The sequence below is a fragment of the Streptomyces sp. NPDC002588 genome (genome assembly GCF_040295925.1).
Classification (GTDB): Bacteria; Actinomycetota; Actinomycetes; order Streptomycetales; family Streptomycetaceae; genus Streptomyces.
The window spans coordinates 100,655-113,523 of the sequence record NZ_JBEOWF010000003.1; the positions used below are offsets into that span (position 1 = coordinate 100,655).

10 protein-coding genes are annotated in these 12,869 nt (G+C 71.7%); 4 read left to right on the forward strand and 6 right to left on the reverse strand.

Translation table 11 applies throughout. From position 1 onward, the window contains the following. The first annotated feature begins 1 nt into the window (after position 1). Positions 2–1,828, forward strand: a complete 1,827-nt coding sequence (locus ABT057_RS05070; RefSeq protein WP_352341060.1) for a glycoside hydrolase family 35 protein — start codon at positions 2–4, stop codon at positions 1,826–1,828. 72 nt (positions 1,829–1,900) lie between these two features. Here ABT057_RS05070 and ABT057_RS05075 read toward each other — a convergent pair whose 3' ends face one another. Next, positions 1,901–2,419 carry a carboxymuconolactone decarboxylase family protein gene (locus ABT057_RS05075; RefSeq protein WP_352341061.1) on the reverse strand — a complete coding sequence of 173 codons (519 nt, stop codon included), beginning with the start codon at positions 2,417–2,419 and terminating at the stop codon, positions 1,901–1,903. A gap of 150 nt (positions 2,420–2,569) precedes the next feature. Between ABT057_RS05075 and sigJ the strand changes: the two genes are divergently transcribed. Continuing rightward, positions 2,570–3,559, forward strand: coding sequence for an RNA polymerase sigma factor SigJ (gene sigJ / locus ABT057_RS05080; RefSeq protein ID WP_352341062.1), 990 nt, complete (start codon positions 2,570–2,572; stop codon positions 3,557–3,559). Between the two features lie 95 nt (positions 3,560–3,654). On the opposite strand, the gene ABT057_RS05085 is transcribed toward sigJ, so the two are convergent. From ABT057_RS05085 to ABT057_RS05100, 4 genes are all read right to left on the reverse strand, one after another. Next, complete coding sequence (locus ABT057_RS05085; RefSeq protein ID WP_352341063.1) at positions 3,655–4,167, reverse strand: RICIN domain-containing protein; 513 nt, start codon at positions 4,165–4,167, stop codon at positions 3,655–3,657. Positions 4,168–4,381: 214 nt separating this feature from the next. Next, positions 4,382–5,560, reverse strand: coding sequence for a serine hydrolase domain-containing protein (locus ABT057_RS05090; protein WP_352341064.1), 1,179 nt, complete (start codon positions 5,558–5,560; stop codon positions 4,382–4,384). Between the two features lie 86 nt (positions 5,561–5,646). Further along, positions 5,647–6,288, reverse strand: a complete 642-nt coding sequence (locus ABT057_RS05095; RefSeq protein WP_502973791.1) for an HAD domain-containing protein — start codon at positions 6,286–6,288, stop codon at positions 5,647–5,649. 82 nt (positions 6,289–6,370) lie between these two features. Beyond that, entirely contained in the window at positions 6,371–7,045 is a 675-nt protein-coding gene (locus ABT057_RS05100) for a polysaccharide lyase family 7 protein (protein WP_352341065.1), read from the reverse strand. Between the two features lie 174 nt (positions 7,046–7,219). Here ABT057_RS05100 and ABT057_RS05105 point away from each other — a divergent pair, with 174 nt between their 5' ends. Then, positions 7,220–9,547: a glycosyl hydrolase family 95 catalytic domain-containing protein gene (locus ABT057_RS05105; RefSeq protein ID WP_352341066.1), complete on the forward strand. Its 2,328-nt coding sequence runs from the start codon at positions 7,220–7,222 to the stop codon at positions 9,545–9,547. 53 nt (positions 9,548–9,600) lie between these two features. Further along, on the forward strand, positions 9,601–11,493 hold the full coding sequence (locus ABT057_RS05110; protein ID WP_352341067.1) for a glycoside hydrolase family 97 protein: 1,893 nt from the start codon (positions 9,601–9,603) through the stop codon (positions 11,491–11,493). A 42-nt stretch (positions 11,494–11,535) separates the two neighbouring features. Here the strand turns inward: ABT057_RS05110 and ABT057_RS05115 are convergent, their stop codons facing one another. Beyond that, the gene (locus ABT057_RS05115) at positions 11,536–12,783 is read right to left on the reverse strand and encodes an ROK family transcriptional regulator (protein ID WP_352341068.1); all 1,248 of its coding nucleotides are present in this window, start codon (positions 12,781–12,783) and stop codon (positions 11,536–11,538) included. Positions 12,784–12,869: the final 86 nt, after the last annotated feature.

A 12,869-nucleotide genomic window follows, 5' to 3' on the forward strand; every position in this document is an offset into this window, starting at 1 on the left:
GGTGACTGAGCGGAGCACGACCCACATCTCCCCGGCCCACACCCCGACCGACGCCGTCGGCGCGCTCTCCTGGCACGGGGGCCGGCTGTACCGGCACGGCGTCCGCCATCGGATCCTGTCCGGAGCACTGCACTACTTCCGGGTCCACCCCGAGCTCTGGCGGGACCGGATCCGCCGGCTCGCCGACCTCGGCCTCAACACGGTCGACACCTACGTGGCGTGGAACTTCCACCAGCCCCGCGCGGACGAGCCGCCGCGCTTCGACGGCTGGCGGGACATCGAGCGGTTCATCCGCACGGTGGGCGAGGAGGGACTCGACGTCATCGTCCGGCCCGGCCCGTACATCTGCGCGGAGTGGTCGGGCGGCGGCCTGCCGAGCTGGCTCACCGGCCGGGACGTCGCGCTGCGCAGCTCGGATCCGGCGTTCACCTCCCCCGTCGGCCGCTGGTTCGACGAACTGGTCCCGCGCCTGGCGGCACTGCAGACCGCGGAGGGCGGGCCGGTCGTGGCGGTGCAGGTGGAGAACGAGTTCGGCAGCTTCGGCGACGACCGGGCCTACCTGCGCTGGAACCGCGAGGCGCTGACCGCGCGGGGCATCCGGGAACTGCTGTTCACGGCCGACGGCCCCACCGAACTCATGCTCGACGGCGGCACCCTGCCCGGCACCCTCACCGCCGTCACTCTGGGCTCCAAGCCCGAGGCGGCCCGCAGGCTCCTGGCCGAGCGGCGCCCGGAGGAACCCTTCCTGGTGGCCGAGTTCTGGAACGGCTGGTTCGACCACTGGGGCAAGCGGCACCACGTACGGGGGGTGGACAGCGCGGTCGGCACCCTGCGCGGCATCCTCGCCGACGGCGGCAGCGTGAGCGTCTACATGGCGCACGGCGGCACCAACTTCGGCCTCTGGGCGGGCGCAAACGAGGACGGGGGCCGGCTGCACCCGGTCGTCACGAGCTACGACTCCGACGCGCCGGTCGCCGAGGACGGCAGCCTCACCGCCAAGTTCTTCGCCGTCCGCGAGGCCCTCGGCGCGCACGGCCCGCTCCGCTCCCCCGTACGGCTGCCGACCCTCCCCCCGGCGCAGGTCCCCTTGGTGCACCACGCCGACCTGCTCCCCGGCCTGCGCGCGGTACCGGCCCCGACCGTGACCGCCCCGCGCCCCGCCTCCTTCGAGCAGCTCGGTCTCGACGCCGGCATGGTCCTGCACACCGCGCGCCCGCGCATCCCGGCGGGCGAGCACCGGCTCACCCTCACCGACGTGCGCGACCGGGCCGTGGTGTTCGCCGACGGCACCCTGCTCGGTGTCGCCGACCCCGACGCCCCGGAGCTCCGCGTCCAGGGAACCGGCGACGTGGTGCGGCTGGAGATCCTGGTGGAGAACCTCGGGCGGGTGAACTACGGGCCGGGCATCGGCGGGCACAAGGGGCTGCTCGGTCCCGTCCTCGTCGACCGGCGCATCGTGCAGGGCTGGGACAGCTCTCCGGTGGCGCTGCAGGAGTGGTCCTCCGGGGAGCTGGCCGAGGCGGTCTCCGCCGGTCCGGCGAACACCCGGGCCGGGTTCGGTGTCGCGAGGTTCCACGTCGGAACGCCCGCGGACACCTTCCTCGCCCTGCCGGGATCGAGCCGCGGCCTCCTCTGGGTCAACGGGTTCCTGCTCGGCCGGTACCGGGACATCGGGCCGCAGGTCACCCTGTACTGCCCGGCGCCCCTGCTGCGCGCGGGCGACAACACCGTGACGGTCCTCGAACTGGAACGGCTCGGCGGGACACTGGAGTTGCGGGAGCACCCCGAGCTGGGGCCGCCGCAGGAGTACGTCGAGGAATTCGACTGACCCGCGGGCCGGCCTTCTTCTGGACGGTGCGCTCCCCGTCGGTCACCGAGAAGCGCAGCCTGCTCCTCGGCGTCACCTGCTGTAGTTCTTCCCGATGGGCCTACCGGGGATCGGCTTGCCGATGAGAGCGACCGGGACGAACAGGCAGAAGTGGCCGATCGCCATGGTGAGCGTCCAGATCGCCTCGTCGTCGTAGAGGACGGACGCCCTGGCGAACAGCTCGTCGGAGACGCGCTCCCCGAACGGGTTGGGCGTGAGAACCGCCTCCACGAGCTCCAGCGCGACCCGTTCGGCATCGTTGAAGCAGGGGGCGTCCTGCCATGTCGCCACGGCGGTGATGCGCTGCTCGGTCTCCCCGGCCTTGCGGAGGTTGTCGGTCGACGAGACGGCGTGGTAGGTGCTGCCGACGATCTGCGCGGCGCGCAGCAGCATCAGGCTGATGGTGGTCTGCGGAACCGGCCCGTTCCGGACGGCGTTACGCACCGCTCCGGAGAGTTTCGCCAGCTCGGGGAAGAGCCGGGTGAGGTCGGGCAGACGCGACTGGACGCCGTCCTGTTCCGTCGTCGTGCCGGTCGTCGCTTGCGTGGACATGGCGAGGTCTTCCTTCCTGTGTACTGCATGGTGTCTCACCGGTCCGACAGCACAGACGCTCGGAATGTGAGGCGGACGCCGGCCTCACATTCGCAGGCGCTGTCCTGTCGGACCGGTGAGGACGGACGCGACCGAGGGAGCCGGGACACCATGACCACCCCATCCGAGCCGGGACACGGCCGACCCGACCCGAACCTCGACGCGATCATGAGCGAGCGGCGTCAGCTGACCCACCTCGCCTACCGGCTCCTCGGCTCCCTCGCCGAAGCCGAGGATGCCGTGCAGGAGACCTACGCCCGCTGGTACACCCTGTCCCCGCAGCAGCGGCAAGCCGTCGAATCCCCCGGTGCCTGGCTGACCAAGGTCGCCGGCCGTATCTGCCTCAACGTGCTCGGCTCGGCACGAGCCCGGCGGGAGAACTACGTCGGCGCCTGGATTCCCGAGCCGCTGCCCGCACCCGTGGAGTGGTCGGGCACGCAGGCCGGCGGAACCACCGTCGACCCGGCGGACCGCGTCACCCTCGACGAGTCGATCGACATGGCCTTCCTCGTCGTACTCGAATCGATGACCCCGGCCGAACGCGTCGCCTTCATCCTCCACGACGTCTTCCGCTACCCCTTCGCCGAAGTCGCCGACATCGTCGGCCGCACACCGGCGGCCTGCCGCAAGCTGGCCTCATCGGCCCGCCGGCGCATCCGCGTCTCGCGGACACCCGCGCCTCCGAACGCCCAACAGGCCGTCATCGTCAGGAACTTCAAACAGGCCTGGGAAGCCAAGGACATCGACGCCCTCATCGGTCTCCTCGATCCGGATGTCACGGCCACCGGCGACGGCGGCGGCCTCGCCACCACCGTGCGCCGCCCGGTCGAGGACGCCGAGCAGCTGGCGCGCGGCCTCGTCGATCTCGTCGGCAGGCTGGCCGGCTTGAGGATCCTGGAGCGAACCGTCAACGGACGGCCCGGCCTGGTCGCCCAGCGGGACGGCGTCATCGTGACCGTGTACGCGTTCGGCATCGCAGACGACCGGATCACGCACATCTGGGCCGTACGCAACCCCGAGAAGCTCCGGCGGTGGACGGGGGGCCACAGCACCAGCACCAGCCTCTGGACGAGTGGTTCCGATGTGGCTCATCGGTCGTAGGCGATCAGCGGCAGGTCATCGCCAGGATCCGCCTGCCTTGAAGCGGCCGAAGCCGGCTCCCGTCAGGAGGGAGCCGGCCGTTGGGGCTGTGGTGGTTACTGCAGGTGCCAACGTTGGTTCAGGCTCGCGGCGGTGCAGGGTGCCGTCCGGATGAGGTTGCCGTTCGCCACCGTGGTCGTGTACAGGCAGAACCCGCTGGACGCGTTCTGCCAGACGTCATACCAGCCGGAGGGCGGCCCGAGGGGGTTGTCCGCGAAGAAGACGCGCCACTGCTGGTTGGTCGCGGCCGCGTCGCAGACCGCCATCGTGACCGTGCCCGTCCCCGAGGAGGGCGCGGTGATGCACCGTCCTGTGTTCTGGTTGGTGAAGGTGAACAGGCTGGTCTGGCTGTTGTCCACTGAGAGCCACCTCTGCTCGGGACCGCCGGTGCAGTTCCACATCTGGAGCTTCGAGGCGTTCTCGGTGGCGTTGTCGAGACAGTGGTTCCCGTTCCAGACGTTGATCGGGGCGAAGCCCACGGCCTGCGCGGGCGCTCCGGCGGCCCAGCCGATGGCCAGCACCGCGAATACCGCGCTGACGAGTGCCACCAGCCTGCGCCGTAAGGGCATGGCTGTACTCCGTTCTTCCGTGCGGGATTCGTTTCGTTTTCTGTTTCTGTCCATGTCAGGCAGGCTGACGGGCCGGGAGACGAGTGTCGATTGCTGTTCCGTTGAGCGGAACATGGCGCTATCGCACCAATAAGCCGTGGCTGAGGCTTTCCCCGAAAGCCGCGAGCAGAGTCACCGGGGCCATCCAGCCGTGCCGCCGCGACGCCGGCTCCGGTCACGGGGTGCCGGGGCTCCCGGCGCACAGTGCGTGGTCGATCAGGGCGCTGGCCGCGTTCTCCTGGGCCAGGATGTGCTCCGGGGTGTCGCCGCGTGCCTCGGACATGGAGACCACGGCGCTTCGCCGTCCGTCGTCGGTGACACCGTTGAGGGTGATGTAGCCACCGTCCCCGCCCTCGTGACTCCAGTAGGTTCCTCCGCAGGTCAGGGGGCGTTCGGCCAGGCCGAGCCCGTAGCGGCCGCCGGGCCACCACTGCTGGACGTCCGCGCTCACGGGGACGGTCCGCTTCATCTCGGCGAGCTGCCGCGGCGGGAGCAGGCGGCCCGCGAGCAGCGCGCGGAACAGGCGGTTCTCATCCCGCGTGGTCGTGGCGAACGCGGTCTCGTGGTCGACCGGGATTTGATCGGTGACGTCCACCAGGGAGCCGGGGCCGAAGAGTTGGTAGGCCTGGGCGTGCGGCCGGGGCAGAGCGGCGGAGGTGCCGGTCCACCGGGTCCGGTCGAGGCCGAGCGGGCGCAGGACGCGGTCTTCGATCTCCTGGTGGGCAGGGTGACCGGTCGCCCGCTGGATGATCATGCCGAGCAGTACGTAGCCCGAGTTGGAGTAAGCCCAGCCCTCGCCGGGCGGGAAGTCCGGCGGGTGGGCCATGGCGCGGGCAACCAGCTGCTCGGGGCCGTAGACGTCGTGGCGCTGCTGGTGGTACTCCGCAGGCGTGGTGTATCCGGGCAGGTCGTCGTGGATGCCGCTGGTGTGCCGGAGCAGTTGGCGGACGGTGATACGGCTGCCGTCGTTGCCGTTGCCCCTCACCACTCCCGGCAGCCACTGGTCGACCGTGTCGTCCACGGACAGCCTTCCCTCGGCCTCCAGTTGGAGGACGACGGTGGCGACCAGGGTCTTGGCCGTGCTGGCCATGCGGAAGTAGCCGTCGGAAGGGACCGGGCGGCCGGTGTCCAGGTCGGCGGTGCCGCTGGTGGCCACCGACTGCCGACCGTCGGGCGCCGTCACGCGGGCCTGCACACCGCTGACCCCGAGGGCGTGGATCGCCTCGGTGTCCTGGCGCAACTGCGTCGCGGGGCGGGAACCGGCGGGCTGGGCAACGGCGGTGCCCGCCCCGGCGGCGAGCAGCGTGGCGACCCCGAGTGCCATGGCGAGGTGCTTTCGCAGAGTCGAAGTCATGCCTGAACGCTAGTTTCGCCCCTCGAAGGGGCACGATCCGGCGCACCCCAGCACCGGAACGGGGGATATCCCCCGAGCGCCGGCCGTCACCGGTCCGGCGTCGGCCTGCCGGGTGCGGTGGGACGGTCCTCGGCGCGGGCGGTCCTGGCCCGTCGCGGCGGCTCACCGCCGGCTTCGTCTGTTCCGGGTCGGTCCAGGGTGGACGCCCATTCCGTCAGTGTCGTGAAATCGTCGTCGGCGAGGCCGCGTCGGGGGTCGACGCGGTGCAGCAGGGCGGGGCCGTCGTGGTGTGTCTGCGCCCAGGTTCGGTCCGCGTCGGTGATCTCGTCGTCGACCCAGGCGAACGCGCGCCCCTTCGCCCGGGCGACGACCTCCGGCGTCTTCCAGAACACACCGCCCCCGGGCTCCGGCCGCGGCACCCGCCACGGGACGAAGGGCAACGGGGGCAGTCCCAGCACCGGCGCGATGTAGGTGTTGGCCTCTTCCTCCCACGTGGTGGCCCAGACCAGGTCGAAGGGGAGCGCGGCCAGCGCCGGCCCGTGGTCCGGGTTGAGCCACACCCTCAGCGGCCGCACCGGTTTGTCCGGCATTCCCCGGAGGGTCAGCCGACGCCGTTCGGCGGCCTCCCAGCGCGGCGTCAGCAGCCGGTGGGTCCCGTAGCCCGCGGGCCGCCGGTGCGGCTTGGCGGCGTACGGGTTCAGAGGTCCGTCCACATCCACGAACAGTATCGGCCGCACCGGCCCACCCCCTCGGTCCTGCCTCGCACGGTACCGGCCGGGGGCGCGCGGACCCAGCGAGTTACGCGGGGGGTCAGCGGGTCCAGTAGGCGATGTTGCGGAAACGCGCCTCGGCGCGGCCGGAGCCGTGGTTGTAGACGCCGTTCTTGAAGTAGCGGGTCGCGGGGCCCCGGTCGGCGACCGTCAGGACGAGGGAGTCGTCGAAGTAGACCTTGACGGTGCCGGTCCCGCTGGTCGCCTGGTGGGCGATCTTCACGTTGAACCAGGTGTCGAACGCGTCGGTCTTGAGCACCGTGCCGTCGTAGCGCCGTACGGTGCCGCCGCCGGTGTCGTACACGTTGAGCATGATGTCGGTGGCCGGGGTGCCCGAGGGGTGCACACTGCGCAGGATCTGGACGAAGGACGCGCCGTCGGTGCCGGACGGCAGGTAGACGTCGGCGTCCCACATGCGGTTGCCGGTCGTGTAGTCGACCTTCCACCGCATCTCGGTCCGCGGGTCGGTGGAGCTGCCCTCCTCGAACGGCTCGTCGGTGTCGTACACCCACATGCGGTGGACGCCGCCGCTGTAGCTGTGCCGGTCGGCGAGGTCGAGGTTCCAGGGCTTCTGCCAGCTGTATGTGAACGAGGTCTGCGTCCAGCCGTCGGTCGGGTCGGCGGCCGGGGCCGACAGGGCCGGCGTCGGCAGCGACGCCACGGCGCCGCCCGCCAGCAGACCGGCCCCGGCGCGTAACACGGTTCTCCGGTTCATCGGGTGTTCCTTTCCGTTACGGGAGGGAGTCAGGAACATGCCAGGTACATACCAGCAGGCAACCCCAATACATCGGAGGAGTCAAGGACCTGAACCATTGACAGGTATACGAACGATGCCTACGGTCCCGGATACACCCGATGTATTGATGGCCCGTTAGGTCTGGAGGACGAGATGACCTCGCAGTCGGGGAAGCGCTCACCCATGCCCCGCAGAGCCGTACTGGGCACCGCTCTGGGCGGAGCGGCCGCCGCCGCCCTGCCCGTCGAGGCCGCCGCCTCACCCGCCGGGACGACCGCGCCCGCCGCTCCGACGACGTCAGGCGGCGGACGCCCCTGGAAACTGCGCGACACCATGACCACGGACCGCGCCTGGGACAGGTTCCTGCGCGGGCAGGACCTCCTGTGGAGCAGGCTGCCCACCCGCTGGTACGAGGGGCCGTTCCTCGGCGACGGGCTGCTCGGCAGCATGGTCTACCAGGAGCCGGGCGCCAACCAGATCCGCTTCACCGTGCAGCACGGCCGGGTCCAGGACCACCGGCCCGAGTTCGGCAGCGGCTGGGGCACCTGCAGACTGCCGGTCGGGCACCTCACGCTCGAACCGGTCGGCACCATCACCGCAGTGGACTGGCGGCTGAGTCTGTGGAACGCCGAGTTGACCGGCACCGTGACCACCACCGCCGGCACCCTCACCCTCGCCGCGCTCATCCACGACGAGGTCCTGGCGGTCCGCGCCACGGCCGACGGCGGTGAGCAGGTCGTCTGGACGTTCCACCCCGAGGAGGCCATCAGCCCCCGCAAGATCAGCGAGGCGCCGCCCGCCGGCTACACCGCCAACCCGCCCTGGACCACCAAGACCGGCGCCGACGGCACCGAGCAGGTGCTCCAGCCCCTCACCGGCGGCGGGCAGACCGCGACCGCGTACCGCCGCACCGGCGCCGAACTGCTGCTGAGCGTCGGACACAGCTCGCCCTCGGACACCGCCGCAGAGGCCGACTCGCTGCGCCACCTCCGGCGCGCCGGGTCGTACGCCGCCCTCAGACGGCGCCACACCCGCTGGTGGCACGCGTTCTACCCGAAGAGCTTCGTGTCGTTCCCCGACCAGCGGCTGCAGAGCTTCCACTGGATCCAGCTCTACAAGGTCGCCTCCGCCAGCCGCGCCGACGGCCCCGTGATGGCCACCTCCGGTCCGTGGCTGGAGCCGACGCCGTGGCCCGCGGTGTGGTGGAACCTCAACATCCAGCTGGAGTACTGGCTCATCCACGGCTCCAACCACCCGGAGCTCGACGCGCTCGCCACCACCCTGCGGCAGAGCCAGGAACAGCTGATCGCCAACGTGCCCGCCGCCTACCGCGCGGACAGCTCCGGTATCGGCCGCAGCTCGGACATGTTCGCCAACCGGGAGGTGGGCCGCCCGGGCACCGGCGCGGAGACCGGCGACCTCACCTGGGCCCTGCACAACGTGTGGCTGTCCTACCGGCACTCCATGGACCGGTCCCTGCTGCGCGACACGGTCTACCCGGTGCTGCGCCGGGCGATCAACTACTACCTGCACTTCCTCACCCCCGGCAGCGACGGGAAACTGCACCTGCCGAGCACGCTGTCGCCCGAGTACCCGGTCGTGCCGCCGCAGGACACCAACTACGACCTCGCGCTCATCCGCTGGGGCTGCCAGACCCTCCTCGAGTCCGCCGAACTGCTGGGCGTGGACGACGAGTCGGCCCCCCACTGGCGCGAGGTGCTGGCCCGGCTCACGCCGTACCCGGTCGACGACAACGGTTTCATGATCGGCGCCGACACCCCGTACGCGCAGTCCCACCGGCACTACTCGCACATGCTGATGGTGTACCCGCTGTACCTGGTCAACTGGGACCAGCCGGAGAACCGCGACCTGATCGCGAAGTCCGTCGCCCACTGGCACGCGCTGACCGGCGCCCACCGCGGCTACAGCTACACCGGCGCCGCCTCCATCTACGCGATGACCGGCGACGGCGACACCGCGATCGGCTACCTGCGGAAGTTCTTCGACCCCACCACCCGCTACCCCTGCCAGGCCAACACCCACTACACCGAGGCCGGTCCGGTCATCGAGACGCCGCTGTCCGCCTCGCAGTCGCTGTACGACATGTTCTGCCAGAGCTGGGGCGGCGTGATCCGGGTCTTCCCTGCGGTCCCGTCCGAGTGGGCGGACGTCACCCTGCACGACTTCCGCGCCCAGGGCGCCTTCCTGGTCAGCGCCGTCCGCAAGGAGGGGGTGACGCGGTTCATCCGGATCAGGAGCCTGGCGGGCGAACCGCTCAGGCTCCGGCACGGCCTCAGCGGCCGGCTCACCGTACTGCTGGACGACGGCACGCCCGCCCGTACCCACGACCTGGGCGACGGCACGCTCGCCGTCGACCTGCCCCGGGGCCGTGAGGTGCTCGTCCACTCGGGTGCCCGGCCCGACCTCGTCGTCGCGCCCGTCGCCGTCGGCGAACCGGGCGCGGCCTGGGGACTGCCGTAACGACCATCCGTCCGGATGCCACGACTCCGGATCCCACGACAAGGAGGGTTCCCATGGCGGTTCCGATCAGGACCGCGGTCGCCTCGCTCTGCGCCGGGCTGGTGGCCACACTTCTCACGACCGTACCCGCGGGGGCCGAACAACAGCACCAGCGGGAATGGGCCGTCTCGGCGGCGGCCCACGCACCCCGGGCACGGATATCCCTGGACGACACCACCGGCACGCTGAACCTCGCGGTGACCCGCGACGGCCGTACGGTCATCGAGCCGTCGCCCGTCGGCATCGTCACCGACCAGGCCGACCTGTCCCAGGGGTTGCGCTTCGTGCACCGCAAGGACCGTACGGTGGACGAGCGTTACCGGGCGAAGTCCGGAAAGCGCCTGGACCGCACGGTCCACATGAGGGAGACCCGGCTGTCGTTCGCCACCGCCGCGGGCGCCCGGCTGGACCTCGTGGTGCGCGCCTCCGCCGACGGCGTCGCCTACCGTTACGTCCTGCCCGCCGGGTCCGGCGACGTACTCGGCGAGGCCTCCGCCTTCAACCTGCCGGCGGACGCGAGCGCCTGGCTCAGCACCTACCGGGTCGACAACGAAGGCCAGTTCGCCCAGTACACCGCCGCGACCGCTCCCACTGCCGCCTACTCCGACCAGGCGCTCTTCGCCACCCCCGGCGGCTACACCCTGCTCGCCGAGTCCGACCTGACCGGCGCCTACTCCGGCGCCCGGCTCGACCACACCCAGGGCAGCGGCAGCTACCGCATCCAGCTCGCCGACGAGCGGGTCCACACCGACGGCCGTCTCGCCACCCCCTGGCGGGCCATGGTCACCGGCGACCTCGCCACCGTCACCCGGTCCACCTTCACCGACGACCTCGCCCCCGCGTCCAAGGTCGCCGACTCCTCCTGGATCCGGCCCGGCACCGTGCTGTGGACCTGGCTCGCGGGCGGGCGCGCGGCCGGTCAGAGCCTGGCGGCGCAGAAGGCGTACGTCGACTACGCCGCCGAACGGGGCTGGCCCTACGAGGCCGTCGACTCGGGCTGGTACTTCAAGAAGGACGAGTGGGACGTCACCGATCCCGACTGGCAGACCAACAGCTGGATGCCGGAACTCGTCCAGTACGCGCGCGCCAAGGGCGTCGGGATCATCGTCTGGATCCATCAGCGCGACCTCGACACACCCGAGGAACGCGCCCAGTGGCTGCCCACCCTGGAGCGGTGGGGCATCAAGGGCGTCAAGATCGACTTCATGAACTCCGAGGCGCAGTCCATGCTCCAGTGGTACGACACCATCCTCCCGGAGACCGCCGCCCACCACCTCATGGTCGACTTCCACGGCTCCACCATCCCCAAGGGCATCCAGCGCACCTGGCCGCAGGTCATGAGCCTGGAGGGCGTCGGCGGCGAGGAGAAGCGGACCAACACCGCCGCCCACCTCACCACGCTGCCGTTCACCCGCAACGTCATCGGTGCCATGGACTTCACCCCGGGCGCCTTCCAGCGGGTCGGCCTGCGTCCCAACTCCGACGCGGCCGAGGTGGGGCTCACCGTCGCCTACGAGTCGGGACTGCAGATGTTCGCCGGCACCCCGGAGTCGTACGACGCACGGCCGCTCGCCCGGGCCTACTTCGACCAGGTCCCCGCGGCCTGGGACGACACCCGGCTGCTCGCCGGACAGCCCGGCCAGGAGGCGGTGCTCGCCCGGCGCAGCGGTGCCCGCTGGTTCCTGGGCGGGGTGTACGCCGGCGCGGCCCGTACGGCCGAGGTGCCGCTGTCGCTCGGGGCGGGGAAGTGGCTCGTCGAGACGATCCGGGACGGCGCCGACGGCCTGGTGCAGGACCGGCAGGTGCTGCGCGGCGGCGACACGCTGAGTGTCGATGTCGTGGCCAACGGCGGCTTCGCCGCGCTCGCCTGTCCCTGGCGGCCGGGCGTCACCACCTGCTACCGCTGACACCCGTGCGTGGTGCCGTCCGTCGGGCGGCACCACGCTCCGTCATGTTTTCTGTGAGGCGAGGCTCGTCGGCCGGGTGCGCAGCACCACTTCCACGGACGACAGCGCGAAGTGCACCGCCCCCGTCAGGACCGCGTCGTCGGCGAGGGCGGAGAGTTCCCAGTGCGGAGGGTCGACCAGCAGGCCCTCCGCGTGTTCGCGTGCCGCGGCGAGCAGAGTCGCGGCGGCGGGGGCGCTCGCGCCCGAGGGGAACTGGCCGGTGCCGAGCACGACCTGCGCCGGGTTCAGGGCGAGCAGCACCGGCGCGATCCCCTCCGCGAGCCGCCGGCCGTACGCCTCGACCTCGGCGACCGCGTCCCGCTCGCCCGCCGCGACGCCCGAGACGACCGCGGCGGACAGCGGCTCCAGGCCGGGCGGCCGCTCCGCGGGGGCGCCCACGGCCTGCGGGAACCGGATGAAGCCGATCTCGCCGGCCGCTCCGTGATGTCCGCGCAGCAGCCGGCCCCCGGTGATGACACCGGCGCCGAGGCGTTCGCCGAGCAGGACGAAGACCATGTCGTCGCTGGTGCCGTCCGCGCCCGCGCCGCGCCACCGCTCCCCGAGACAGGCCAGGTTCGCGTCGTTCTCCACCGCGACCGGACAGCCCAGGGCCTCCCGTACGATCCCGACGACGTCCGTGCGGGCCCAGGAGCCCAGGTTGTCGGCCTGCCGCACGCGGGTGTTGAGGCGGTCGACCAGACCGGGCGTGCCGATGGTCGCCGCCCAGACCCGGGCCGGATCCACGCCGGCGTCGGCCATCGCACCCAGCGCGGCCCTGGTGACGGCCTCGGCGCGCGCCGCGCCGCTCACGTCCGCGCGTACCGCTGTGCGGCGCACGGCGACCGGGGTGCCGTCCAGGTCGGCCAGGCGGGCCGTGACCGAGCGGGGGCGGACGTCCACGCCGACGACGTGTCCCGCGTGCGGGCGGAAGCTGAAGCTGCGCGCGGGCCGGCCGGGTGAGCGGCGGCCCCGGGTGGGCACGGCGGGGACGACCTCGACGAGTCCGCTGTCGACCAGTTCCTCGGCGATCGCCTCGACGGTGGGGCGGGAAAGGCTGGTCGCGGTGACGAGCTCGGACAGCCGGGGATGCGGGTCGGCCGAGCGGACGACCGCGAGGACGGCCGCCGCGTTGGTGACCCGCAGGTCCGCCACGCCCACGACGGCCGGGGCGCCCGGCTGCTCCGCGCCGCTGAGCGGCCAGACGGCCGGCTCCGGCTCGGTCGCCGTGTGCGCTGTGTCCGGGACTGCCAAAGCGTCCTCCTCGCCTTCTCTTTTCGCCCTCTCTTGACGGGCTCAGCCGCCTTGCTGATTATATAACGCAACTGCGTTATTAAAAA

Bases quoted from the DNA above. Each gene is read 5' to 3' on its own strand.
- ABT057_RS05075 (WP_352341061.1), bottom strand. From the start codon at position 2,419: ATGTCCACGCAAGCGACGACCGGCACGACGACGGAACAGGACGGCGTC.
- sigJ (WP_352341062.1), top strand. From the start codon at position 2,570: ATGACCACCCCATCCGAGCCGGGACACGGCCGACCCGACCCGAACCTC.
- ABT057_RS05085 (WP_352341063.1), bottom strand. From the start codon at position 4,167: ATGCCCTTACGGCGCAGGCTGGTGGCACTCGTCAGCGCGGTATTCGCG.
- ABT057_RS05090 (WP_352341064.1), bottom strand. From the start codon at position 5,560: ATGACTTCGACTCTGCGAAAGCACCTCGCCATGGCACTCGGGGTCGCC.
- ABT057_RS05100 (WP_352341065.1), bottom strand. From the start codon at position 7,045: ATGAACCGGAGAACCGTGTTACGCGCCGGGGCCGGTCTGCTGGCGGGC.
- ABT057_RS05105 (WP_352341066.1), top strand. From the start codon at position 7,220: ATGACCTCGCAGTCGGGGAAGCGCTCACCCATGCCCCGCAGAGCCGTA.
- ABT057_RS05110 (WP_352341067.1), top strand. From the start codon at position 9,601: ATGGCGGTTCCGATCAGGACCGCGGTCGCCTCGCTCTGCGCCGGGCTG.